We start from the raw sequence: 24,140 nt of genomic DNA, 5'->3' as shown, positions 1-24,140 counted from the left end.
CGCTCAGGCGCTGCCGCCGGGTGCCGCGCTCAACTGCCGCGCGGGAAGGACCGCTTCACGGTGCCCTTGGTGTCGGCGGAGAGGTAGCCGCCGCCGTACTCGCCGGACAGGTAGACCTTGATGCTGGGCGTGCCGTCGGAGCTGTCCGGACCGATGATGAGGTAACGGCTGGTCGGGTTGGGGACGTTGAGGGTGTCCTGGGCCTTCTGGAGCAGGGCCGGGATGATGTCCCAGTCGTAGCTCCGCAGGTCGACGGTCTTCTGACGGGACGTCATGGTGCCGCCCGCGGTGCGGGTGACCTTGCCGTCGCGGTAGTTGAGCCGGTCGAACACCGTAGGGTCGGCCGCGGTCGGCCCCTCGGCGCTCGCGTAGGTGGGGTAGACGGTGAGCTGGGTGATCTTGGAATCCGCCAGCGACGGGCGGAAGGCCTCGACCGTCGTGCGGACCCCGGCCGGGGTGAGGAAGTCCGGGGGGACGGCGGACGGGGGCGCGGTCTTGGCCGTCACCGACGGGGCGGCGACCGGCTCGGGCGCGGTCGACGCGGCGGCGGGGGTGGTGGGGCCCGTGCTGCCGGTCGCCGCCGGGCCGGACACCGACGGGCCCGGGGCGGCGCCCGTGCCGTTCTCGGTGCCCGAGTCGGGCAGGAGGATCCAGGTGAGGGCACCCGTCAGTGCGACGGCGACGACCGAGAGGGTGACCGCCCGCGCCCGCCCGCCCCGGGGCACCGGGGCCGCCGGGCCGGGCGTGGTCGTGCCGGTCGGGACGGCGTCCGCCGGGACCGCGTCGACCGGGTGCCCGGGGAAGCCGGGGCGGCCCGGCCCGGCAGCGCCGGGGTGACCGAACGTGTCGGCCGGGGCGGCGCCGTAGCCGTACCCGGGACCGGCGCCGGAGCCGCTGTCGTACCCGGGACCGCCGGGACCGTCCCCGGCGCCGGGGGCGGTTCCGGGCGCGGATCCGGCCCAGGCGTTCATCGCCGGGTCGGTACCGGGCCACGGGGTCGCCGCAGGCCGCGGGAGGTCGAGACCCGTCGGCGACCAGGCCACCGGACCGGAGGCCGGGCCCGGGGCGGCCCCGGCCTCCGCGGCTGCGAGCGCCTGGTCGAGCTGCTCCGCGCTCGGCCGGACCGCCGGATCCCTGGCGAGCACGGCCGCCAGCACCGGGGCGAGCCGCCCCGCCCGCGCCGGCGGCGGCAGCGGCTCGTCCAGGACGGCCGCGAGGGTGGCGAGCGTGGTGGCGCGGCGCAGCGGGTGGTGGCCCTCGACCGCGACGTACAGCATCATGCCGAGCGACCACAGGTCGGACGACGGGTTGCCCTCCGCCCCGCGGATCCGCTCGGGGGCGATGTACTCGGGCGAGCCGATCAGGGCCCCGGTGCTGGTGAGGGCGGTGGCGCCCTGCATGGCGGCGATGCCGAAGTCGGTGAGGACGGGCGTGCCGTCCGGGCGCAGCAGTACGTTCCCGGGCTTGACGTCGCGGTGCTGGATGCCGGCGGCGTGGGCGGCGCGCAGGGCGGAGAGCACCCCGCGGCCGATCCGGGCCGCCTCGGGCACGGTGAGCGGGCCGCGGGAGAGCCGGTCGGCGAGGCTGCCGCCGGTGACCAGCTCCATCACGAGCCAGGGGTGCGGATGGTCTGCGGTGTCGACGATGTGATGGATGATCACCACGTTCGGGTGCTGGAGCCGCGCCAGGGAGCGCGCCTCGCGGAGCACCCGCTCGCGCAGCTCCGACGCGTCCTCGGGATTGGCGGCCGCCATCGCCGGGTCGGGCGGGCGGACCTCCTTGAGCGCCACCTCGCGGTGGAGCGCGTTGTCCCGGGCGCGCCAGACCAGGCCCATGCCTCCGCCGCCGAGTCGTTGCAGCAGCTCGAACCGGCCGTCGATGAGCCGTGCGTCCGACCCGTCAGCGTTCATGCCCGTCATCGTAGGAGACGCCGCCGACACGCCGGTGGCCGGGACGGCCCGCACCCGCTTCTCCCCGGTCGCGGGCGAGCGGGCGGGTGCGAACGGCCCGCCGGGGAGCGCCGGTCGCCGGTCCCCGGTCAGGCGGTGGTCCGCACGCCGTCCAGGGCGATGGCCAGGACGCGGTCGCGCTGCTCCTCGTCGGGGAACGCGACCGAGCTGACACCCGAGACGAGGCGCAGCAGGTCGTCGATGGACATGTCCGCCCGCGCCACCCCCGCGTCCTGCGCGCGCCTGAGCAGCGGTGCGCTCGCGTCGAACATCGACTGCCGGCAGGCCAGGAAGATGTCCGACTCCTCCCCCTCCAGCGCCTCGCGGATCGCCCGCTTGGTCAGGGTGTAGGCGACGAACCTGCGCAGCCAGCCGGTCAGCGCCTCCCAGGGCGACTCGCCCGACAACTCCCCTGCGGCCAGACTCAGTTCATTGACCTCGTTGGCGTAGACCGTCTCGAAGAGGTGCCGACGGGTGGGGAAGTTGCGGTAGAGGGTGCCGATGCCGACGCCGGCCCGCCGGGCGATGTCCTCCAGCGAGGCCTCGGCGCCGTGCTCGGCGAAGGCCTCGCGGGCGGCAACCAGCAGCGCATCGAAGTTGCGCGCGGCATCGGCGCGGCGCGGACGCTGGGCCGCCACAAACTCGCCGACCACGACCTGTTCCGTCACTGGGGCTCTCTTTTCGGACACCGGGTTGAAGCGGAGGTACGCCTCCGCTAATCTGGAGGCATGCCTCAACTTTAGCAGTGAGGTCCTGTCCCCGCCCCTGCCGGCACACCCGGTGGAGGCACCAGCACGCCCGTCGATCCGGCACCGGATCCCGAGCGCACCCGCCGGCCCGCGCCGTACGCACCAACCCTGTTGGCCCGTTCTCCACACCTCGCACTTCGCCGCGCGTCCGGCGGTACGCACCACAGCTCCGACCGCACCGGCACCGGCGCCGGCACCGGCACCGCACAGCGCGCGCCACCCAGCACACGGCGCACCACGCACCACGCACCACGCCACGCACCACGCACACCAAACACCACGCACACCGCTTCCGCCCGCAGCCCGTGGGCGCGCTCCCCTTGCGCGCCCCATGCCCCGAGAAGGTTCGATGAGCCGCCCGTCCAATCGCCTCACCTTCGGCGTCCTCGCGACCGGCGCGGGCGTGTTCGCCCTGCTCCAGTCGCTGATCACGCCCGCCCTGCCCACCGTCCAGCACGCGATGAACACCTCGCAGGCCACCGTCACCTGGGTGATGACCGCCTACCTGCTCTCCGCCTCGATCTTCACGCCGATCCTCGGCCGGGTGGGCGACCTGGTCGGCAAGAAGCGCACCCTGGTCGCCGCGCTCGGCGCGCTCCTGGTGGGCTGCCTGGTCGCCGCCCTGGCTCCCAACATCACCGTCCTGATCATCGCCCGGGTCATCCAGGGCATCGCCGGCGCGCTCTTCCCGCTGTCCTTCGGCATCATCCGCGACGAGTTCCCCGCCTCCCGGGTGGCGACCGGCATCAGCAACCTGTCCGCCGTCATCGCGGTGGGCAGCGGCCTCGGCATGGTCCTGGCCGGACCGATCGTCGGCGCGCTGGACTACCGCTGGCTCTTCTGGTTCCCGGTGATCATCGTCGCCGTCACCGCCGTGATCGCCCAGCGCTACGTCCCGGAGTCGCCCAAGCGCGCCGAGGGCGCCGGCGGCGCGGGCAGTGTCAACTGGCTCGGCGCCGCCCTCCTCTCCGGCTGGCTGGTGGCCCTGCTGCTGCCCATCAGCCAGGCCTCGAAGTGGGGTTGGGGCTCCAACGGGGTGATCGGCCTGCTGGTCGCGGCCGTCGTCCTGTTCGGCCTCTGGGCCCTGGTCGAGGCCCGCTCGCGCAACCCGCTGATCGACCTGCGGATCATGCGCCTCCCGGCGGTCTGGACGACCAACACCGCCGCCCTGCTCTTCGGCGGCGGCATGTACGCGGTCTGGGCCTTCCTCCCCGGCTTCGCGCAGACGCCGACCTCGGCCGGCTACGGCTTCGGGTCGAGCATCACCGGCGCGGGGCTGCTGATGCTGCCCATGCTGGTCACCATGTTCGTGGCCGGGATCCTCAGCGGGCGCCTCGCCGGCCGGTTCCCCGCCAAGGCCCAGCTGACCGCGGGCGCCGTCTTCGGCTCGGCCGCCTGCGCGATGCTCGCCGCCTGGCACGACCGGCCGTGGCAGGTCGCCCTGGCGGCGGGGGTCTTCGGGCTCGGCATCGGCCTCGCCTTCGCCTCGATGAGCAACCTCATCGTCCAGAGCGTGCCCGCCGCGCAGACCGGCGCGGCCACCGGCATGAACGCCAACATCCGCACCATCGGCGGCTCCATCGGCGCCGCGCTGATGACCAGCCTGGTCACCGGCCACCTGCAGCCCTCCGGCCACCCCTACGAATCGGGCTACACCCACGGGTTCGCCCTGCTCGCCGCCTTCTGCCTGGCGGCGGCCGTCGCCGCCCTGCTCGTCCCGGCCCGTCGGCCCGCACCGTTCGTGATCGGCGGCCCGGCCGCCGCCGACCCGGTCGCGGGCGCGCCGGCCCGGCCGGAGGCGGTCCGGAGCTGACCGGGTCACCCGCCCGCCCCGCCCGCCCACCACGCGCCCCGCCGGCTCCCGGCGGGGCGCGTCCGTGTGCCACCGGGTGCAGCTCCGTCCGGGCGCCGAGGGCGCACCCCAAATTGGAGTACAGAATTCGCATTCGATAGCCTGCCGGGCGTGAGGCTGACCAAGAGCACCGACATCGCCCTCCGCATCGCCATGCGGCTGGCGGTCCTCGACGAGGACGCGAACCCGACCACCCGCGAGGTGGCCGAGTCGGTGGGCGTGCCGTACACCCACGCCGCCAAGGTCGTCAGCCGGCTCCAGCACCTCGGTGCGGTCGAGGCGAGGCGCGGGCGGGGCGGGGGCCTCGCGCTCACCTCCGCCGGCCGGACCGGGTCGCTCGGGGTGCTGGTGCGCGAGCTGGAGGGCGTCGGCGACGTGGTCGGCTGCGAGGACGAGCCGCCCTGCCCGCTACGGGCCGCCTGCCGGCTGCGCGGGGCACTGCGGACCGCGCAGGAGGCGTTCTTCGCCTCGCTCGATCCGCTCTCGATCGACGACCTGGTCGGCCCGCCCACCGGGCCGGTCCTGCTGAGCCTCTCCGGCAGACCCGCCGGCTGACCCCACACCTCCGTTCACCGACCCGCCGGGTCGCGCCTCCGCACGACCTTTAATATGCATTCCAGATACCAGTTCGGAGTGAGCCCCATGCTGTCCGCCAAGTCCGCCGAGATCGTCGAAGCCACCCTGCCCGCCGTGGGCGGCGCGATCGGCGAGATCACGCCGCTCTTCTACGACACACTCTTCGCCGACCACCCGGAGCTGCTGCGCGACCGGTTCAACCGGGGCAACCAGGCCAACGGCACCCAGCGGCAGGCGCTGGCCGGCTCGATAGCCGCCTTCGCGTCCGCCCTGATCGCCCGCCCCGACCTGCGGCCGGACGCCATGCTCGCCCGGATCGCCCAGAAGCACGTCTCGGTCGGCATCCGGAACGACGAGTACCCGATCGTCCAGAAGTACCTGTTCGCCGCCATCGTCGAGGTGCTCGGCGAGGCCGTCACCCCGGAGGTCGCCGCCGCCTGGGACGAGGTGTACTGGCTGATGGCCAACGCGCTGATCGCCATCGAAGACCGGCTGCGCGCCGAGACCGCCGCCGCGCAGTCGGGCGACCCGGACGACCTCTGGCGCCGCTTCACCGTGATCGCCCGGCGCCGGGAGACCGACGACGTGACCACCTACCTGGTCCGCCCCGCCGACGGCGGCCCCGTCCCGCCCGCACGGCCCGGCCAGTACGTCTCGGTGCGCGCCACGATGGCGGACGGCGCCCGGCAGATCCGCCAGTACAGCCTCTCGGGGAGCTCCGGCGGCGCGCTCCGGTTCACCGTCAAGCGGGTCGGTGCCGGGGCCGACGGGGCACCGGCCGGCGAGGTGTCCAACCACCTGCACGACCACCTGCACACCGGCGACGTGGTCGAACTCGCCCCGCCGCTCGGCGACCTCACCCTCGCCGACGGCGCCGGACCGGTGCTGCTGGCCTCGGCCGGGATAGGCAACACGCCGATGACGGCCATGCTGGACCACCTCGCCGCCACCGGCTCCCCCCGAACGGTGATCTCCGTGCACGGCGACCGGGACCAGCACGCGCACGCCTTCCGGGCCGAGCTCGACCGGCTCACCGCCGAGCTGCCGAACGCCGTCGCGCACGTCTTCTACGAGCGGCCGGTGGGCGACTGGCCCGCCGAGCGCACCGGCCTGGTCGACCTCTCGACGGTGCCGGTCCCGGCCGGGACCGTCGCCTACCTGTGCGGGCCGCTGCCCTTCCTGCGCTCGGTGCGGGCCCAGCTGCTCGCGGCGGGCGTGGCGGCCGCCGACATCCACTACGAGGTGTTCGGCCCCGACCTCTGGCTGGGACAGGACGCCTGAGCCCTGGCGGCCACTGCCGAACCACCGCTGCCCGAGCGACCCCGGCCCGAGTGCCCTCCCGACGGCCGGGGGCGCTCAGCGGACGGCCGGGGGCGCTCAGGCCGGCCGCAGCTCCAGGGTGCAGCACTTGGCGCCGCCGCCGCCCTTGAGCAGCTCGGAGACGTCCACCGGCACCGGTTCGTAGCCGTGCTCGGCCAGCCGGCCGGCCAGCGCCTTGGCGGCCTCCGGCAGCAGGACCCGCCGCCCGTCCGAGACCGCGTTGAGGCCGAACACCTCGGCGTCCGCGCGGTCGGCGAGGATCGCGTCGGGGTAGAGGCTGCGCAGCAGCGCCTGGCTGTCGGGCGTGAAGGCCTCGGGGTAGTACATGACGTGGTCGTCGCCGAGGACGGCGAGCGCGGTGTCCAGGTGGTAGAAGCGCGGGTCGACCAGGGTCAGGCCGAGCACCTGGACCCCGAACAGGGCCCGGGCCTCGGCGTGCGCCGCCGGATCGGTACGGAACCCGGTGCCGGCCAGCACCCGGCGGCCCACCACCAGGTGGTCGCCCTCCCCCTCGTTGACGTGCCCCGCCCGGTGGACCTCGCGGTAGCCGGCGGACCGGAACCACGCCTCGTGGGCGTCGGACTCGCCGGCCCGCTCGGGATGCCGGAAGGTCGCGATCAGGGCCCGGCCGTCCAGGACGGTTGCCCCGTTGGCGGTGTAGACCATGTCGGGCAGGCCCGGCACCGGCTCGATCAGCTCGACGGTGTGGCCGAGCCGCCGGTAGATCGAACAGAGCCGCTCCCACTGGCGGACGGCGAGCTCGGTGTCGGTCGGCCGGGCCGGGTCCATCCAGGGGTTGATCGCGTAGTCGACGGTGAAGTGCGTCGGCCGGCACATCAGGTAGCGCCGCGGCCTCGCGGTGCGCTCCGGGGTTCGGTTCGGCATGCGGCTACCTCCGCCGTCCGGGACTGCTGGGATCGGGATCGGGATGCTGTGCGCTGGGGCGCCGGGGCGGTGGAGAACGCGGCCTCGGATACCGGAGCACGTGGGGGCGTGCCGGTGCGCTGCGCACCCAGAGGGCGGCTGCCCACGCGAGTCAGTTCGCACACATGAGCGGACACCATCGCCGGGTGCAACTCCCCGCGCACCCGGCGCGCACCCCGGCGCACGGGGGCGCCGGGTGCAGGGGCACCGGGCACCGGGGCGCCGGGGCGCCGGGGCACGGGTGTGCGGAGGCACCCTCACGGTGCCGGGGCGCCGCCGCCCGGCCGCCGGCCTACCAGCGCAGGACGAAGTCGACCGGCCTCGTCCGCAGCCCGGCGCACCGCTCGGCCAGCGCCCGCAGCCGCCGGTCGGCCTCCTCGGCCGGCATCCGCCGCCGGTCGCCGTGCCCCGGCAGCACCCACTCGAAGCGCAGGCGCCCGACGCCCCGGGCGAGCGAGGCCGCCAGCTCCTCCATCGAGTACCAGGTGACCCCGTCGGCCACCTCCAGGTCGCCGGTGGTGCGCGACCAGTAGAAGCTGTCGCCGCTGAAGCAGTACCGGTCGTCGGCCACGTACAGGACGCTGCCCAGGGTGTGCCCGGGGAACGGGTGGGCCACGACCCCGGGGGCGATCTCGACGGGTTCCCGGCCGCGCAGCACCCGGTCGGCGTCGGGCGCGGCGTCGAGGTCCCCCTCGTGGATCCAGAGCCGCGCGCCGAACCGGTCGGCGTACGCGCGGCCGTGCGCCGCGTGGTCGCGATGGGTGAGCAGCACGTCGGTCACCGGGCCGAGCGCCTCGTAGCGGGCGGCCAGCGGTTCGGCGTACCGGGGCGTGTCCACCATCAGGTACCCGCCGGGCCGGCGCAGCAGGTACGCGTTGGCGCCGGCGGTGTGCTGGGAGTTGTGGCCGCACAGCAGCAGGCCCTCGTCGAGCGCGAGCGGGAACGGCTCCCGTGCCGGTTCGAGCGGCCGGCCGCGGAGGCGGACGGAACGGGTGGGGCAGGCGTGGGCGGCGGCGTACAGCTGCCGCAGCTCGGCCTCGTCGCGGGGCGGGCGGACGACCTCGGAGCGGCCGTCGCGCTCGTGGATCAGATCGGGGGCGAGCTGGCGGGCGACGTCGCAGTTGGTGCAGCGGTCGTCGACGTACCAGCCCGTTCCGGGGGTCCTGGACGCGGTGAGGGGATCGGTGTCGGTCATGCTTGCGCCCTCCTGGGTGGGGCGCCCGCCGAACGGCGGGGCCCTTCCAGGGTGGGCACCGGCGGACCGGAAGCGGAAGGGGGTCGCGATCTTGTCATTTCTCCGACGGAGCTATCCGGACCACCTCCCTGACGGGCCATCAGGCCGGTTCGACCGCCCGCCGCCCCCGGCGCGCCCCGCCCCCCGCGATATTCCCGGAACCTGCTGAATCCGTACGTGGTCCATCTCACGTCCCCCCGAGGGCCACCTACGGTGGCGTAGGTCACTTGAGACAGTGAACTATCTCCTTCATGCCGAACCTCCAGGAGACTCTTGACCTCAGTTCGTACGCGGCCCTCGGAGACAGCTTCACCGAGGGGCTCAACGACCCCGGCGTCGGCGGCGCCTTCGCCGGCTGGGCCGACCGGCTCGCCGGCCTGCTCGCCGACGGACGCCCGCCGGGCGAGTTCCGCTACGCCAACCTCGCGGTGCGGGGCCGGCTGCTCGACCAGGTCACGGCGGAGCAGGTGCCGCAGGTCCGGCGCATCCAGCCGGACCTGGTGACCTTCTGCGCCGGCGGCAACGACATCCTGCGACCCGGCAGCGACCCGGACGAGGTCGCCGAGCGCTTCGAGCGCGCCATCGTCCAACTCACCGAGTCCGCCGGGACGGTGCTCATCTGCACCGGCTTCGACACCCGGGGCGTGCCGCTGCTGAAGCACCTGCGCGGCAAGATCGCCACGTACAACGGCCACATGCGGGCCGTCGCCGACCGCAACGGCTGCAAGGTCGCGGACCTCTGGTCACTGCGCGCGGTGCAGGACCGCCGGGCGTGGAGCGAGGACCGCCTGCACCTCTCGCCCGACGGCCACCAGCGGGTCGCCCTGCTGGCCGCCCGCTCACTGGGCCTGCGCACCGAGCAGGACCCGGAGGCGCCCTGGCCGGTCCTGCCGTACCAGTCCGCCGCCGACCAGCGCCGGGAGAACCTCCAGTGGGCGCGCGAGTTCCTGCTGCCGTGGGTCGGCCGCCGACTGCGCGGCGAGTCCTCCGGCGACCACGTCGAGGCGAAGCGGCCGGAGCTGCTCCCGCTCTGACGAACCGTCAGGCCCGGCCGGGTGCGGTCCCCCTCCCCACGGAAGCGGACCGCACCAGCCGGACCGCCCCCGCGTGCAGCAGCGCGGCGGCCGCCGCGCCGACCAGGTACCAGCAGAGGTCCGGCGCGTTGAAGGTGGACCCGAGCACCAGCCGGGCCACCGTGCTGCGCCGCGCCAGGTCGTCGGGGACGCCCGTGAGCTGGAACAGCTCCACCGCCCAGCTCAGCCCCGCCGCCACCGCGCCGGCGGCCACCGGACGCAGCCGCGGCGCGGCGAGCACCACCAGGGCGTACACCAGCACCGTGTAGAGCGCGTCGCCCGCGTACTTGGCGAGCTCGCCCCCGCCGACCGCCCGCACCCCGAGCCCGGCCCCCACTACCAGCACCGCCGCCACCCCGGCCACCGCCCGGACACCGCCACTCCCCCGAAGCTCACCCATCGGGCCACCCTAGGGGGTGTCGCGAGCCGGGGACCACCCGGTGCCGCGGTGGCGCCCGGTCGGTGAGGGACGGAGAATCCTTGGTGGTCCCGGTCGGTCCGGAGCCGCCCCGCGCGCGGCGCCGGGCGCCGTCGCCGACCCGTACGCGCACGCCTCCTCGGGGGCGTCCACCGGTCGGCGGTGGTGGCACGATCCGGAGCTGACATGACCGATCCGCGCACGATCCTCTGGCAGGCACGCCAAGGCCCCGTACCGACGGACTGGCACGTCTTCACGAAGAGGCGGGGCAAGCTGAAGGGGTTCTTCCGGGGGACCTCGGACGATCCGGACCCGCTGCTGGTCATCACCCCGGACGGCACCGTCGAGTACACGGACGAGCGCCACCCGCCGACCGTCGTCGACTTCTACGCCCTCACCGACATCACCCTCCAGGTGAGGGGGCAGAGCTTCTCCGACAGCACCATGGTGAACCTCGCCGTGTGGATCGACCTCCAGTACCGCGACGGCACGAAGGCGAAGTGGCGGTCCGCGTCCTTCCCGGGCGACCTGCGGGCCGTCCAGGGCTTCATCGAGGCGTACGGCGCCCACAAAGCACTTCTCGGGGGCTGACGCCGCGCCCCGCCCCCGCAACCGCGGCACCGCCCCGGGCGTCCCTCCCTCCCGACGGGTTGTCCGGGCGGGCGGGTAACCTGCTGCCCGGCCCGCCGACGGGCCGGGTCCGCACAGGTCGCGGGCGGGAACGACAGAGGACGGGGCGGGGCACCATGACGCAGCTCACCGAAGCGGTGGAGGAGTCCGGCGTGCGGGCGGAAGCGGCCGGCCGGGGGCGGCGGTTCGCCGTCGACGGGTTCGCGCCGCACCACGACGGCCGCTCCCGCGAGCGCGGCAAGGCCCTGCGCGAGCGCGTCCCGCGCCAGCGGCACGCCGAGTTCGCCACCGCCGACGACCGTCCGACCGCCACAGCGGCGATCGAGGCGTCCAACGCCGGGCGGATCACCGAGCTGGTCCCGATCCGGCTGGGCCGGATGGCGGCCACGCCGTTCGCCTTCCTGCGCGGCTCGGCCGGCCTGATGGCCGCCGACCTCGCCCCGACGCCCACCTCCGGGATCACCGCCCAGCTCTGCGGCGACGCGCACGCGGCCAACTTCGGCCTGTACGGCGACGCCCGCGGGCAGCTGGTGATGGACATCAACGACTTCGACGAGACCGTGCCCGGCCCGTGGGAGTGGGACCTCAAGCGGCTCGCCGCCAGCCTGGTACTGGCCGGCCGCGAGGTCGGGGCCGACGAGACCACCGCGCGCCAGGCCGCGTTCGACGCCGCCGGCTCGTACCGCCGCACCATGCGCGCGCTGGCCAAGCTGCCCGTCCTGGACGCCTGGAACGCCGTCGCCGACGACCAGCTGGTCTCGTTCGCGCAGGCGCACGACCTGGCCGACGCCCTGCAGAAGGTCGGCGCGAAGGCGCTGGGCAACACGAGCGCCAGGTTCGCGGCCAAGTCCACCGTCCGCGCGCAGGACGGCGGCCTGCGGTTCACCGCGGCGCCCCCGGTGCTCAGCGAGGTCCCGGACGCGACTGCCGCCGCGGTGGCCGCCGCGCTGGGCCCCTACGTCGGCACGGTGCCCGCGGAGCTGCACCCGCTGCTCGCCCGCTACCGGGTGCAGGACGTGGCGTTCCGCGTGGTGGGCACCGGCAGCGTCGGCACCCGCTCGTACGTCGTGCTGCTGACCGACCACCGGGAGCAGCCGCTGGTGCTCCAGGTGAAGGAGGCCCGGCCGTCGGTCCTGCTGCCGCACCTGGCCCGCGCCGGGTACCCGGTGACCGCGCCGGAGGGCCACGAGGGCCGCCGGGTGGTCCTCGGCCAGAAGCGGATGCAGGTGGTCAGCGACACCCTGCTCGGCTGGACCACCGTGGACGGACTGCCCTACCAGGTACGGCAGTTCCGCAACCGCAAGGGCAGTGTGGACCCGGCGGCGCTGCTGCCCGCCCAGCTCGACGACTACGCCCGGATCACCGGCGCCCTGCTCGCCCGGGCCCATGCGCACACCGCCGACCCGGGCCTGATCACCGGCTACTGCGGCAAGAACGAGGAGCTGGACGAGGCGGTCGCCACCTTCGCGGTGGCGTACGCGGACCGGACCGAGGCGGACCACGCCGACCTGGTCACGGCCGTCCGGGCGGGCCGGCTCCCGGCCGAGCACGGCGTCTGATCCCGGGCCCGGCGCCGCCCCGGTCGCCCGGCGCGGCGCCGCGGGCGCCCCTCAGCGCCGGGCGAGGTCCAGGAACGGCGCGACGGCCGCGACGAACTCCGCCGGCCGGGTGTGGTGCACCAGGTGCCCGGCCTCGACGGTGACCACCCGGCAGTCGGGGATCCGCCCGGCCATCTCGGCGATCCGGTCCTGCGGGACGTGGCTCGCCCGGCCCCCGGCCACCACCAGGGTGGGTGCGGTGATCGCGGCCATCCGCTCCAGCCAGACCGGCTCGGGGGTGTCCAGCTGCGCCTTGACCGGCTTCACCACCGCCCAGTCGAAGTCCACCGGCCCGGCGGGCGCGTCGGCCACCGGGGCCGCCGGCCGCGGGTAGGGCGCGGGGACGTCCTCCAGCACCAGCCGGCCGACCCGCTCGGGGTGCTCCTGCGCCAGCAGGTACGCCACCACACCGCCCATCGAGTGCCCGACGACATCGACCCGGTCCAGCCCGAGGGCGTCCAGGAAGGCGAGGACGTCGTCCCGCATCGTCTCGACGCCGTACCGGCCCGGCCGGCCGCTGTCCCCGTGGCCGCGCAGGTCGAGCGCGAGGACGCGGTGGCGCGGCGCGAGGTCCGGCAGCACGCCGGCCCAGTCGGTGGCCCGCTCGCCGAGCGCGTGCAGCAGGAGCAGCGGCGGGGCACCCGGCGGGCCGGACTCGCGGTAGGCGAGGGTGACCTCCGGCAGTTCCACGGTCCGATGATCGGTCATGCCGATCACCGTATGCCGTGGCCCCCGGCTGCCGACAGGCCGTTCGCCCACCGCTCAACCCGGCCGGTCACGGTCCTATCCCCGGGCCCGTACCTCGCCGGCCCGCACCTTCCCGGCCTGTACCTCGCCGGCCTGTACCTCGCCGACCGGCACCTCGCCGACCCCGCCGGCCCGCACCTCGCCGGTCCGGCCGGGGGCGGGCGCTCCGGGTCCGGCCTGCCCGGGCAGCGGTACCGCCACCGGTCGCGCGTCCTCCCGGGCCGCCACCGGTCCGCCGTCCTCCCGGGCCGCCGCCCGGCTCGCGAGCACCGAGGCCAGCACCGCCAGGGCGGCCACCGCCGCGCAGACGGCACTGGCGGAGGTGTACGCGGCCCGGTGGCCGCCACCGCCGCCCGTCGCGCGCAGGTAGACACCGGAGAGCGCCGAGACGCAGACCGCCGCCGCTATCCGCTGCGCCATCTGCAGGATCGCCCCGCTCACCCCGGCCGCCTCGGCGGGCGCGTGGCGCAGCACGTACGCCTGGTTGGTCGCGCCCATCACGCCCGCGGCCGCGCCGCCGAGCAGTTGCAGCCCCGCCAGCAGCCAGGGCAGCCCACCCGTCGGCGCCCACCGCACGACCAGGCCGCCGGTGAGCATCACCAGCGCCGCGAGCGTCAGGCCCGCGGTGACGGTCCGCCGGCCGAAGCGCTGCACCACCCGCCAGGCGAGCGCCGAGGCGACGCCCATCGAGACCGCCGAGGGCAGCGCGACCAGCGCCGCGCCCATCGGGGAGAGGCCGAGCCCGTCCTGCAGGAACATCGCCAGCACCAGCCCGGCCGCCACGGACGAGCCGAACTGGGCCATCGCCACCGCCGTGCCGAGCGCGTACGGCGCGGACCGGGTGAGCGCCGGGTGGATCAACGGGTGCCCGCCGGCCCGGGCGCAACGGCGCTGCCACCACACCAGCGCGCCCAGCAGCAGGGCCGCGCCGGCGCCGAAGGCCAGCCAGCCGGTCCAGGCGGGCGGCTGCACGAACGGCAGCATCAGCACCAGGGTCAGCGCGGCGACCAGCAGCAGCCCGACCAGGTCGAGGTCGGCGTTGCGGGCACTGGGGCGCGGGCGCGGCAGGCAGCGGGCCGCCAGCACGACGGTCGCCAGCCCGAACGGCACGTTGAGGAGGAAGGTCAGCCGCCACCCGAACTCCGGTCCGACCGCGGCCAGGACGGCGCCGCCGATCGGCGGCCCGAGCGCGAAGGCCAGGCCGCCGGTAACGGCGTACATCCCGAGCGCCCGGGCCCGCAGCTGGCCGTCGAACACGTCCTGGATGGTGCCGATCATCTGGGAGTTGACCAGCCCGGCCCCGGCGCCCTGGAGCAGCCGGGCGGCCGCCAGCACCCAGGGCTCGGTCGCGGTCGCGGAGAGCACGCTGACGGCGGTGAACACGGCCAGGCCGGTGACGAAGAACCACTTGCGGCCGCGGACGTCGCCGAGCCGCCCGCCCGGGACCAGGGCCAGGCCGAAGGCGAGCGAGTAGCCGGCGACGATCCACTGCAGATGGGCGGGGCCGGCGTGCAGGCTCTCCCGGAGGGCGGGTATCGAGGTGTTGAGGACGGACTGGTCGAGCAGGGTGGTGAACCCGCCCGCGACGCAGACCAGCAGGACGCGGCGCCCGGCGGCGTCGAAGCGCTCCCGGGGCGGCGCCGCCGGGCCGGTGGCGGGGGTCACGGCTCGACCACCACCAGGACGTAGCGGGCGGCCTCGGACCCCGGGCTGCGGAACCGGGTGCTGTCGGCGGTGAACCGCAGGCAGTCGCCGGCCGCGAGCTGCTGCGGCTCGCCGTCGACGGTCAGCTCCAACCGGCCCTCCAGCAGCCAGAGGTGGTGCTCCAGGCCGGGGACGGACGGCCGGTCGTAGGCGATGTCGGCGCCCGCCGGCAGCAGCCCCTCGATGATCTCGGCCCGCAGCGAGCCGTCCGGCGGGGACACCGAACGCCGCACGAACCCCGTCGCCTCGTCACGCCAGACCCGCTGCTCCCCGGCCCGGACCAGCCCGGCCGGGGCCGACTCGACCTCGGCGAGCAGCCGCGACATCGTGCGCCCGTACACGGCGCAGAGCCGGCCGAGCAGGGCGGCCGTCGGGCTGACCTCCGCCCGCTCGACCCGGGACAGCGTGGACCGGCTCACCTCTGCCCGGCGCGCCAACTCCTCCAGCGTCCAACCGCGTTCGACGCGGAGTTCGGCCAGTCGGATGGCCAGCCGCTCGTCGGCGGCCGTATCGATTCCCATATTCGCGATGCTATCCCGAATATGGGATCACCTACAGGGCGCGGGCCCCGGCCGAGCGGCCCGGCGGGGGGCGCCGGCGCGTGGCGTGCACGGCCGCACCCCGGTGGTGCCACCGGTGTGCGGCCGGTGCGCGGCGCGATCACCCCGGCGGCACCGGCCGCTCCGCGCCCCGGCGCCCACCCGGCGCTACGTCAGCAGTCCGGGGCCTCCGAGGCCGCAGACCCGGGTCGGCCCGGCGCCTCCGGCGTGCCGCCCGCGGGAGCGGCACGGCCCAGCGTGCGGATCGCCGGGATCGCGAACAGCGCCACGCAGCCCGCCAGGCAGGCACCCGCCGACACCAGCAGCAGCCGCCCCGGGGAGGCCAGCGCGGTGGCCGGTCCTGCCAGGATCTGACCGAGCGCGATCCCGGACACCGAGCCCGCCAGCTCGTACGCGCTGACCCGGTTGAGCACCGCCGGCGGGGTGTGGGTCTGCACACTGGTCGCCCACATCACCGACCAGAACGCCCAGGCGCCGCCGCCGAGCACGTGGCCCGCCAGCAGCACCGGCAGGCCGGTGTCCAGTGCGACGCAGAGCGGCAGCACGGTGTACAGCGCCATCGCCGCCGCACCGGCGGCCAACGGCCGGGCCGGGCGCACCCGCAGGGCCAGCAGCCCGCCGAGCACCGTTCCGACGCCGAGGAAGGAGACCGCCAGACCGTAGGCGTTCGGGCCGAGCCGGGCACCGACCAGCGCGGAGCTGAGCGGCACCAGCGGACCGAAGAGCAGCACGCCGTAGCCCACCCAGATCAGGATCACCGCCCACATCCAGGTGCGCGCACGGAACTCCTGCCAGCCCTGGCGCAGGTCGCGGCGGAGCGAACCGCCGGTGCGGGCACCGGGGTCGGCGCCCGCCGGGGAGCCGGCGGCGGCCGGGGCGGCCTCGGGCGCGCCGGCCGGGGCGAGCCGGATGAGCGCCAGGCACAGGGCGCTGAGCAGGAAGGTGGCGCCGTCGATCGCGTAGACCGTCCCGGCGCCGGTCAGCGCGATCAGCAGGCCCGCCAGGGCAGGGCCGAGCAGTTGGGCGAGCGCGTCGGCCACCTTGAGCGTGGCGTTCGCCCGCTGCGGCTCGCGGGCGACCAGCGGGACCATCCCGTTCACCCCCGGCTGGAACATCGCGGTGGCCGCACCCGCCAGCGCCGCCATGGTCACCAGCAGCCAGAACGGCGGCGGTGCCACGAAGAACGCGGCGGCCAGCACCCCCTGGGTGAGCACCCGGGCGAGGTCCGCGCCGACCATCATCCGGCGCGCACCGACCCGGTCGGCGAGCACTCCGCCGAACAGGACCAGGGCGACGACCGTCCCGGTCCAGATGCCGAGGACGATGCCGACCCCGGAGATCCCGTAGAGCGCGCCGACCGCGAGTGCGGTGGCGACCGGCATCATCGCGTCGCCGACCAGCGAGACCGCGCGGGCGACGAAGTAGAGCGTGAAGCGCCGGTCCCACAACGGGGGCCGGGCGGGCGGCGGACCGGTCCGGGCGGCGCGAGTGGTCCGGACGTTCCGGGTGGTCCGACTGTTCTGCGCGTCCTTGGTGTTCCGGCTGTTCTGTGCGTTCTGCGTGTGCGTCTGCGAGGTGGTCACAGCACGATGGTGGTCTGGACCATTCGACCACCCCAGTGTCCCGAACGACATGATGGGGTACTTTCGCGCCATGACGCTTCGTCCGCCGCCCGGATCCCCGGCGCCGCACCGGGTCGTGGCCCTGCTCCAGCCCCCGCAGTCGACCTTCCTGCTGGCCTGCGCGACCGAGGTGCTGGGCGACCACGGCCCGGCGATCCCCGCCCGCTACACGTTCGAGGTCTGCACCGAGCACCCCGGTCCGGTGCGGACCCAGGTCGGCTACGACCTGCTGGTCACGGCAGGCCTGGACGCGCTGGAGCGCGCGGACACCGTCCTGGTCCCCGGCTGGCAGCAGCCGGCCGGCGCCGAGGTGCCGCCGGCGGTGGTCGAGGCGGTCCGCCGGGCACACCGGCGCGGCGCGCGGATCGTCGGCATCTGCTCGGGCGCCTTCGTGCTCGCCGCCGCCGGACTGCTGGACGGCCGGCGGGCCGCCACCCACTGGGCCCGGGCCGCCGAACTGGCCGACCGGTTCCCCCAGGTCCGGGTCGACCCCGCGGTGCTCTACGTGGACCACGGCGATGTCGCCACCAGCGCCGGATCGGCGGCCGGCGTCGACCTCTGCCTGCACCTGGTGCGCACCGACCACGGCGCCGCGCACGCGATGCGGATCGCCCGGCAGATGGTGATGCCGCCGCACCGCGAGGGCTGCCAGCTGCAGTACGCCGAACTGCCGACCTCCGGACCGGTCACCGACTCGCTGGCCCCCCTGCTGGAGTGGCTGGGCGGGCGGCTGGACCAGCAGGTCAGCGTCGCCGAGATGGCGCTCCACTCCCAGGTCTCGGGCCGCACGCTGACCCGGCGCTTCACCGAGCAGCTGGGCATCAGTCCCGGACGCTGGCTGCTGGACCGGCGGATCGCCGCCACCCGGGCCCTGCTGGAGGAGACCGACCTGCCGGTGGAGACCATCGCGCACCGGGTCGGCCTCTCCTCGGCGGTCAACCTGCGCCGGCGCTTCCACGAAGCCCTGCGCACCACGCCCGCCGCCTACCGGCGGGCCTTCCGCTCGGACCCGACCCGATAGGCCCAGGGCCGCCGCGGGACCGCCCGGGGCCGGGTCGCACCACCCCGCCGGAACGCCCCTGACCTGGCCCGATAGGGTCGGTGGGCCGGGCGGGCGCGGAGCACGCGCCACCACGGGGACGTCGCACCGCGCGGCGGGCCCGGCCGTCGTCACCGTGTCACCACCAGGTCGGGGGAAGAAGTGCGCCGTTCCACAGGTCTCGTCAGTACCGTGCTCGCGCTGCTGTGCGCGGCGGGCTGCTCGTCCGCCGCCGGCGGGAGCGCCGCCGGGCCGTCGGCGAGCGGCTCGGCGAGCGTTTCGGCGTCGGCGGGCGCACCGGCGGCGAGCACCGCGGCCGCGAGCACCCCGCCGCCGTCCGGCGCTCCGGCGACGCCCACGGGTGCCACGAGCGCCCCGGCCGCGCCGTCCGCGGAGCATGCCGCCGCCGTGCGCGAGGCCGCGGCCGCCACCGGCCGCACCAGCGCCAGGGTCGGCCAGACCGTGCAGCTCACCAACGGCGACACCACGTACAACCTGGCCGTGGCCGGGGACTTCGACATGGCGGCGGACCGGGGGCAGCTCGGCGTCGACCTCCCCGGGGGCGCGATCAGCCACCTCGACGAGGTCTTCGCCGACGGCCAGGTGTACGTGCGCGGCTCCGCGGGAGTGCCCGCGGGGTCCTGGGCGGCGATCGACCGCGAGCGGACCGTCGCGCACGCCCTGCTCCGGTCGCCGGTCAACGACCCGGAGCACGTCCTGCAGCAGCTCTCCACGCTGACCCGGGTCGTCCGGAACGGGGAGGAGGAGCTGGACGGCGTCCGCACCCTGCGGTACAGCGGCGTGCTGGCCGACGACGCCGTCGTCCTGCGCCTGGCACCGGAGGTCCAGGCCAAGCTGGCGACCTACCGGAGCCTCGGCGGCGGCGACCTCCGGATCCCGGCCGAGGTCTGGGTCGACCCCCAGGGCCGGGTGGCGAAGGTCCGGCTGGTCCTGGACATGGACCCGATCCACGCCGTCACCACGGTCACCTTCACCGAGTTGGGCAAGCCGGTGAAGGTGTCGCCGCCCCCGGCGAAGAGCACCAGCGCGGTCACCGAGCTCTCCGGCGTCCTCACCGGCTGACCGGCCCGCGCCGGGCGCGGAGCCGGTCCCGCACGCCTGCGGCCTGCGCCGCGACCTCCGGCGGACGGCCTCCCCGCCGGTGTTACCCACCTGGTTCACGACCCTTCCAAAGCCGTGAACTGCCGGTCATATGATGTCCGCGATCGGGGGCCGACCAGGGCCCGCGCACCAAGGGGGATCATGTTCGGGATCATCAGGCCGTGTCGGCACCGGCTCTCCGAGCGGCTGCAGGCCTCGTGGATGGCTCATCTGTGCGGACTCTGCCTGGCACTCAGGGACGACCACGGCCAACTGGCCCGGACGGCCACCAACTACGACGGTCTGATCATCTCGGTGCTGGTCGAGGCACAGAGCGCGAAGGACGACGCCTCCTGGCGCCGCACCGCCGGGCCCTGCCCGCTGCGCGGGATGCGCACCGCCTCGGTCGCCAAGGGCGAGGGCGCCCGGCTGGCGGCCGCCGTCTCCCTGGCGCTCGCCTCGGTGAAGATCCGCGACCATGTCGAGGACCGGGACGGCGTGTTCGCCCGGCGCCCGGTCGCCGCCGGGGCCCGCGCCGTCACCAGGCGCTGGGACCGCAAGAGCGCGGGCGGCGCCTCGGCGGTCGGCTTCGACACCGCCGTCCTGCTCGACGCGGCCTCCCGCCAGGGCGCGTTGGAGCGTGCGCTGCCCCCGGGCGGGTCCGTCCTGCTGGTCACCGAGCCGACCGAGAGCGCCACTTCGGCGGCGTTCGCCCACACCGCCGTCCTGGCCGGCCGGCCCGGCAACGCCGAACCGCTGGCGGAGGCGGGGCGTCTGTTCGGGCGGCTCGCCCACCTGCTGGACGCCGCCGAGGACCAGGCCGAGGACGCCGCGAGCGGAGCCTGGAACCCGCTCACGGCGACCGGCACCGACCGGGCCGAGGCCGAACGCCTCTGCCGGGACGCCGTCCACGGCATCCGGCTCGCGCTGCGCGAGGTGGAGCTGACCGACCGGTCCCTGGTGCACACCCTGCTCGCGCACGAGACGGAGCGGGCCGTGGAGCGCGTCTTCGGCCCGGCCGCGCACACCGCCACCTGCCGGACCCGGACGGCGCCCGCCGACGGCGCCGCCGCGCACGGTTCCGCCGGGAACGGGGGCGCCGGGCACGGCTCCGACCCGTACGGTTCCGACCCGTACCGGTCGGCGCCCCGGCAGGACCCGGGGCAGGCGCCGCCCGCCGGTCCCGGCGCGCCGATCCCGCCCTGGGTGCCGCAGGGCCCCGGGTTCACCCCGCCCGGCGGCCGCCCCCCGCACCGGCGCAACCTGCTGGCCGGCTGCGCGGTCTGGGCGCTGATGGCCTGCACCTGCCAGCTGATGTGCTGCTCGCACGACGATCCGTTCTCGCGCGAGCGCAAGGAGGGGTGGTGCGCACGGCAGGACGTCGACTGCGGGGACTGCGGGGACTGCTGCAGCAACTGCGGTGACTGCTGCAACTGCTGTGGAGACGGCGGGTGCTGCGACGGCTGCGGATGCGACGGGTGCGACTGCGGCTGCGACTGCTGAGCACCGCCGCCCTGCGCGGGCCGGGCGCGATCGCCGCCCGCGCAGGGCCACTGCCCCCGCCTCAGGTGGAGCCGGGGTCGTCCGCGAGGCCGGGCCGCCCGGCGCGGCGGCTCCGACCTGCGACGGACCACGGCTCCGCGACTTCTTCGCCCCGCTGCCCGCCGAGGTCCTCGCCGGGCCGGTACTCCTGCTCAGCGCGCGGCGCAGCAACGAGGCGCCGGAGGCGGCGGCCGACTGGGAGCGGACCTGGCAGCAGCTGACGGGCTGGCGGCGCTGGCTGGACCTGCCCGAGGGCGGTCACCTGTGTCTGGGCGCCTTCTTCGACCGGCACCTGCTCGGCCGCCCGAGCGCACTGCTGAACGGCCCTCGGCGGACTACCCGGAGGTCCGCTTCGTGAAGTAGTCCACGCCCGCACCGGCAGCCACGGCCACGCCGCCACCGGCGCCGACAGCGACACCCGCACCGGCGCCGACACCCGAGCAGCCGGCTCCCCCGCCTCGGGCCGGCCCGGCCGGGTCCGGCAGCGGGACACGTCCTGCCACCGGCAGCCCGCCCGTCGCCGAACCGGACAGCGGGTCCGGCAGCGAACCCGACCAGGGAGCGGACACCGGCCCGCGCTGCCAGAGCGGCAGCACCGCGACCGGCCCGCGCTCACCGGCCGTCGTCACCCCGGACTCACGCATCGAACCCCGCCTCGGCGGCCGCCCGACGGTCCGCCGTCAGCGAGTCGCCCAGGCGCGCCAGCAGCACCCGGAAGCGCTCCGTGTCCTGCTCCGTCATCCGCCCGTCGGGCAGCGCCCGCCCGCCCTGCTCCTCGACCGTTCCCTCGTTCATGCCGCCAACGCTAGGCGCCGGCGATCAACGGCCGATAAACACCCACATCACGGAGGCACCACGGGTACCACGAAGCTCCGGGCACACCCACGGGCCGCTGCCGTCGCGGCCGTTACGCCCGGCCGAGCACCCGGTCGACGGTGATCTCGATGACCACGCGGTCCGGGTTCACCCGGGGCTCGCGGTACCGCTCGGTGTACCGCCGGACGGCATCGGCCACCGCGTCCGGCTCGTCCCGCACCACGGCCACGCCCTCCAGCGTCGACCAGCGCGCGCCGTCCACCTGGCAGACCGCCACCCGCATGCCCTCGGCCCCGGCGGCCTGCACATTGCGCACCTTGCGACTGGTCCGGCTGCTGATCACCCGCGCCGTCCCGGTCTCCGGCTGGTACGTCACCCCCACCGGCACCACGTGCGGCGAGCCGTCGGGGCGCCGGGTGGTCAGCGTGGAGATGTGCCGCTCCCGCCAGAAGGCGAGGAAGGCTTCGTCGAGTGCGTGCGGATCATGGGCCATGCCCGCGATCGTACGGCGCCCGGCCCGGTGCGCGGGGCACCGGGCCGGGCATCGCCCCCGGTCACCGGCCGGAACCGGTTCAGGCTCCGGCTCCGGCCGGTGACCGGGGACCATCGCGGTCAGTGGCCGCGCGCGATCCACTCCGGAAGTGCGGGCGCCTCGGCGGCGATCGTGGTCGGGTCGCCGTGGCCGGTGCGGACCACCGTCTCCGGGGGGAGCGAGAGGAGGCGGTCCCGGATCGAGTCGATGATCGTCGGGAAGTGCGAGAACGACCGGCCGGTGGCGCCCGGGCCGCCCTGGAAGAGGGTGTCGCCGGTGAAGACCGTGCCGAGCCCGGGCGCGTGGAGGCAGACCGCGCCGGGCGCGTGGCCGGGGGTGTGCAGCACGGTCAGCTCGGTGCCGGCCACCTCGATCCGCTGTCCGTCGGCGAGTTCGCCGTCCGGCAGGCGGTCCGGGTGGGTGAGCTTCCAGAGCGGCAGGTCGTCCGGGTGCAGCAGGATCGGCGCACCGGTGCGGTCGGCGAGCGCCGGGGCCGCGTCGATGTGGTCGTTGTGTGCGTGGGTGGAGACGATCGCCAGCAGGCGGCGCCCGCCGAGGGCCGCCTCGATCGCCTCGGCGTCGTGCGCCGCGTCGATCACCACGGCCTCGTCGTCGTCACCGACGATCCAGACGTTGTTCTCCACCTCCCAGCTGCCGCCGTCGAGGTCGAAGGTGCCGGCCGTGACCAGCCGGTCGATCCGCGCGCCGCTCACAGGATCACCACCGAACGGAGCACATCACCCTCGTGCATGCGCGCGAACGCCTGCTCCACGCCGTCGAGTTCGATGGTCTCGCTGACGAACGCGCCGAGGTCCAGCCGACTCTGGAGGTAGAGGTCGATCAGCATCGGGAAGTCCCGCGACGGCAGGCAGTCGCCGTACCAGGAGGACTTCAGCGCGCCGCCCCGGCCGAACACGTCCAGCAGCGGCAGCTCCAGCGTCATCTCCGGCGTCGGGACGCCGACCAGGACGACCGTGCCGGCCAGGTCACGGGCGTAGAACGCCTGCTTGTACGTCTCCGGGCGGCCGACCGCATCGATCACGACGTCCGCGCCGTGGCCGCCGGTCAGCTCGCGGATCGCCTCCACCGGGTCGGCGGTGCGGGAGTTGATGGTGTGGGTGGCACCGAGCTTCTCCGCGGTGATCAGCTTGCGGTCGTCGATGTCCACCGCGATGATCTTCCCCGCGCCGGCCAGCCGCGAGCCGAGCACGGCCGCGCCGCCGACACCGCCGCAGCCGATCACCGCGACCGAGTCGCCCCGGCCGACGTTGCCGGTGTTGATCGCGGCGCCGATGCCCGCCATCACACCGCAGCCCAGCAGGCCCGCGACGGCCGGCTCGGCCCTCGGGTCGACCTTGGTGCACTGGCCGGCCGCGACCAGGGTCTTCTCCGCGAACGCGCCGATGCCCAGCGCCGGGGACAGCTCGGTGCCGTCCAGCAGCGTCATCTTCTGCTTGGCGTTGTGCGTGTCGAAGCAGTACTGCGGGCGCCCGCGCTCGCACGCGCGACACTGGCCGCAGACCGCACGCCAGTTGAGGGCGACGAAGTCACCGGGCACGACCTCGGTGACGCCCTCGCCGACCGACTCCACGATCCCCGCCGCCTCGTGCCCCAGCAGGAACGGGAAGTCGTCGTTGATGCCGCCCTCCCGGTAGTGCAGGTCCGTGTGGCAGACGCCGCAGGCCTGGATCCGCACCACCGCCTCGCCCGGCCCGGGGTCGGGTACGACGATCGTCGTCACCTCCACGGGCGCGCCCTTGGCACGCGCGATGACTGCCTTCACCTGCTGGGCCATCCGATTCCACCTCCGTCGGCCGGTGCGGCTCTGCACCGGCGTGACCTGCGTCAAACGACTTGCCCACGAAGCGTATCGCCCGGTGCGGGGCGCGCCCGGCGAACGGCCCCGGTGATCCCGCTCACCGCCCCCGGGCGGCGGGGGCGCGTGGGCACGACCGAGCGCCCGTCATCGGCCCCTCAACCACCCCGCGTTGGCTGGAATGGTTGCTGACTGTGGCTCGGCGCCCACGTACGGTCGTAACGACCCGTCCGACTCACCCGCCCCGTCCGCCCGCGTCGCCGCCCGGGCCGGCCGCACCGTGCCAGGCCTCCCCGACCGACCGTTTCCGCCGATCCGCCCCGCCCTGCACCACCCCG

Annotated in this window: 24 protein-coding genes; 9 read left to right on the top strand and 15 right to left on the bottom strand. The window is 75.4% G+C overall.

The window, feature by feature from the left end:
* Nucleotides 1-29 precede the first annotated feature (29 nt).
* Both ABZ497_RS22435 and ABZ497_RS22430 read right to left on the bottom strand, forming a co-directional pair.
* The gene (locus ABZ497_RS22435) at nt 30-1,910 is read right to left on the bottom strand and encodes a protein kinase (RefSeq protein ID WP_359807812.1); all 1,881 of its coding nucleotides are present in this window, start codon (nt 1,908-1,910) and stop codon (nt 30-32) included.
* 128 nt (nt 1,911-2,038) lie between these two features.
* Nucleotides 2,039-2,617 (bottom strand): helix-turn-helix domain-containing protein, encoded by a 579-nt coding sequence (locus ABZ497_RS22430; protein ID WP_329491171.1) that lies wholly within the window; start codon nt 2,615-2,617, stop codon nt 2,039-2,041.
* Between the two features lie 430 nt (nt 2,618-3,047).
* Between ABZ497_RS22430 and ABZ497_RS22425 the strand changes: the two genes are divergently transcribed.
* From ABZ497_RS22425 to ABZ497_RS22415, 3 genes are all read left to right on the top strand, one after another.
* Complete coding sequence (locus tag ABZ497_RS22425) at nt 3,048-4,511, top strand: MFS transporter (protein WP_359807810.1); 1,464 nt, start codon at nt 3,048-3,050, stop codon at nt 4,509-4,511.
* Between the two features lie 150 nt (nt 4,512-4,661).
* Nucleotides 4,662-5,105, top strand: coding sequence for an Rrf2 family transcriptional regulator (locus ABZ497_RS22420; RefSeq protein WP_359807808.1), 444 nt, complete (start codon nt 4,662-4,664; stop codon nt 5,103-5,105).
* Nucleotides 5,106-5,192: 87 nt separating this feature from the next.
* Nucleotides 5,193-6,407, top strand: coding sequence for a globin domain-containing protein (locus tag ABZ497_RS22415; protein WP_359807824.1), 1,215 nt, complete (start codon nt 5,193-5,195; stop codon nt 6,405-6,407).
* Between the two features lie 96 nt (nt 6,408-6,503).
* Here ABZ497_RS22415 and ddaH read toward each other — a convergent pair whose 3' ends face one another.
* Nucleotides 6,504-7,331, bottom strand: coding sequence for a dimethylargininase (gene ddaH, locus ABZ497_RS22410; RefSeq protein ID WP_359807807.1), 828 nt, complete (start codon nt 7,329-7,331; stop codon nt 6,504-6,506).
* A gap of 331 nt (nt 7,332-7,662) precedes the next feature.
* Entirely contained in the window at nt 7,663-8,565 is a 903-nt protein-coding gene (locus tag ABZ497_RS22405) for an MBL fold metallo-hydrolase (protein WP_359807805.1), read from the bottom strand.
* Between the two features lie 290 nt (nt 8,566-8,855).
* Between ABZ497_RS22405 and ABZ497_RS22400 the strand changes: the two genes are divergently transcribed.
* Nucleotides 8,856-9,638 carry an SGNH/GDSL hydrolase family protein gene (locus ABZ497_RS22400; protein ID WP_329491165.1) on the top strand — a complete coding sequence of 261 codons (783 nt, stop codon included), beginning with the start codon at nt 8,856-8,858 and terminating at the stop codon, nt 9,636-9,638.
* Nucleotides 9,639-9,645: 7 nt separating this feature from the next.
* On the opposite strand, the gene ABZ497_RS22395 is transcribed toward ABZ497_RS22400, so the two are convergent.
* A complete protein-coding gene (locus tag ABZ497_RS22395) occupies nt 9,646-10,077 on the bottom strand; it encodes a DUF2809 domain-containing protein (protein ID WP_359807803.1) in 432 nt (143 codons plus the stop codon).
* 204 nt (nt 10,078-10,281) lie between these two features.
* Here ABZ497_RS22395 and ABZ497_RS22390 point away from each other — a divergent pair, with 204 nt between their 5' ends.
* Both ABZ497_RS22390 and ABZ497_RS22385 read left to right on the top strand, forming a co-directional pair.
* Nucleotides 10,282-10,686 (top strand): hypothetical protein, encoded by a 405-nt coding sequence (locus ABZ497_RS22390; protein WP_359807801.1) that lies wholly within the window; start codon nt 10,282-10,284, stop codon nt 10,684-10,686.
* Nucleotides 10,687-10,841: 155 nt separating this feature from the next.
* Nucleotides 10,842-12,284 (top strand): DUF2252 domain-containing protein, encoded by a 1,443-nt coding sequence (locus tag ABZ497_RS22385; RefSeq protein ID WP_359807799.1) that lies wholly within the window; start codon nt 10,842-10,844, stop codon nt 12,282-12,284.
* A 51-nt stretch (nt 12,285-12,335) separates the two neighbouring features.
* Here the strand turns inward: ABZ497_RS22385 and ABZ497_RS22380 are convergent, their stop codons facing one another.
* The 4 genes from ABZ497_RS22380 to ABZ497_RS22365 form a co-directional block, all read right to left on the bottom strand.
* Nucleotides 12,336-13,031 (bottom strand): alpha/beta fold hydrolase, encoded by a 696-nt coding sequence (locus ABZ497_RS22380; protein WP_359807797.1) that lies wholly within the window; start codon nt 13,029-13,031, stop codon nt 12,336-12,338.
* A 75-nt stretch (nt 13,032-13,106) separates the two neighbouring features.
* Complete coding sequence (locus tag ABZ497_RS22375) at nt 13,107-14,735, bottom strand: MFS transporter (RefSeq protein ID WP_359807795.1); 1,629 nt, start codon at nt 14,733-14,735, stop codon at nt 13,107-13,109.
* The gene (locus ABZ497_RS22370; protein ID WP_359807793.1) at nt 14,732-15,295 is read right to left on the bottom strand and encodes an XRE family transcriptional regulator; all 564 of its coding nucleotides are present in this window, start codon (nt 15,293-15,295) and stop codon (nt 14,732-14,734) included. Before ABZ497_RS22370 ends, ABZ497_RS22375 begins: the two co-directional genes overlap by 4 nt.
* A gap of 191 nt (nt 15,296-15,486) precedes the next feature.
* Nucleotides 15,487-16,917: an MFS transporter gene (locus ABZ497_RS22365; RefSeq protein ID WP_359807792.1), complete on the bottom strand. Its 1,431-nt coding sequence runs from the start codon at nt 16,915-16,917 to the stop codon at nt 15,487-15,489.
* 70 nt (nt 16,918-16,987) lie between these two features.
* Here ABZ497_RS22365 and ABZ497_RS22360 point away from each other — a divergent pair, with 70 nt between their 5' ends.
* Nucleotides 16,988-17,977, top strand: coding sequence for a helix-turn-helix domain-containing protein (locus ABZ497_RS22360; RefSeq protein WP_359807790.1), 990 nt, complete (start codon nt 16,988-16,990; stop codon nt 17,975-17,977).
* A 149-nt stretch (nt 17,978-18,126) separates the two neighbouring features.
* Here the strand turns inward: ABZ497_RS22360 and ABZ497_RS22355 are convergent, their stop codons facing one another.
* Entirely contained in the window at nt 18,127-18,354 is a 228-nt protein-coding gene (locus ABZ497_RS22355; RefSeq protein WP_359807788.1) for a hypothetical protein, read from the bottom strand.
* A gap of 49 nt (nt 18,355-18,403) precedes the next feature.
* On the opposite strand from ABZ497_RS22355, the gene ABZ497_RS22350 reads away from it, so the two are divergent.
* Together ABZ497_RS22350 and ABZ497_RS22345 are read left to right on the top strand one after the other, a co-directional pair.
* Nucleotides 18,404-19,078, top strand: coding sequence for an LppX_LprAFG lipoprotein (locus ABZ497_RS22350; RefSeq protein ID WP_359807786.1), 675 nt, complete (start codon nt 18,404-18,406; stop codon nt 19,076-19,078).
* Nucleotides 19,079-19,258: 180 nt separating this feature from the next.
* The gene (locus ABZ497_RS22345) at nt 19,259-20,599 is read left to right on the top strand and encodes a DUF5685 family protein (protein WP_359807784.1); all 1,341 of its coding nucleotides are present in this window, start codon (nt 19,259-19,261) and stop codon (nt 20,597-20,599) included.
* Nucleotides 20,600-20,973: 374 nt separating this feature from the next.
* Here ABZ497_RS22345 and ABZ497_RS22340 read toward each other — a convergent pair whose 3' ends face one another.
* From ABZ497_RS22340 to ABZ497_RS22320, 5 genes are all read right to left on the bottom strand, one after another.
* The gene (locus ABZ497_RS22340) at nt 20,974-21,282 is read right to left on the bottom strand and encodes a hypothetical protein (protein WP_359807782.1); all 309 of its coding nucleotides are present in this window, start codon (nt 21,280-21,282) and stop codon (nt 20,974-20,976) included.
* Complete coding sequence (locus tag ABZ497_RS22335) at nt 21,275-21,433, bottom strand: hypothetical protein (RefSeq protein WP_329491152.1); 159 nt, start codon at nt 21,431-21,433, stop codon at nt 21,275-21,277. Before ABZ497_RS22335 ends, ABZ497_RS22340 begins: the two co-directional genes overlap by 8 nt.
* Nucleotides 21,434-21,545: 112 nt before the next feature.
* Entirely contained in the window at nt 21,546-21,947 is a 402-nt protein-coding gene (locus tag ABZ497_RS22330; RefSeq protein WP_352296660.1) for a TIGR03618 family F420-dependent PPOX class oxidoreductase, read from the bottom strand.
* 119 nt (nt 21,948-22,066) lie between these two features.
* Nucleotides 22,067-22,699 carry an MBL fold metallo-hydrolase gene (locus tag ABZ497_RS22325; RefSeq protein WP_329491149.1) on the bottom strand — a complete coding sequence of 211 codons (633 nt, stop codon included), beginning with the start codon at nt 22,697-22,699 and terminating at the stop codon, nt 22,067-22,069.
* Entirely contained in the window at nt 22,696-23,781 is a 1,086-nt protein-coding gene (locus tag ABZ497_RS22320; protein ID WP_359807781.1) for an S-(hydroxymethyl)mycothiol dehydrogenase, read from the bottom strand. Before ABZ497_RS22320 ends, ABZ497_RS22325 begins: the two co-directional genes overlap by 4 nt.
* Nucleotides 23,782-24,140 lie beyond the last annotated feature (359 nt).

The organism is Kitasatospora sp. NPDC005751, from assembly GCF_040630835.1.
Lineage (GTDB): Bacteria > Actinomycetota > Actinomycetes > Streptomycetales > Streptomycetaceae > Kitasatospora.
This window is presented reverse-complemented; position numbering and strand designations above follow the sequence as displayed.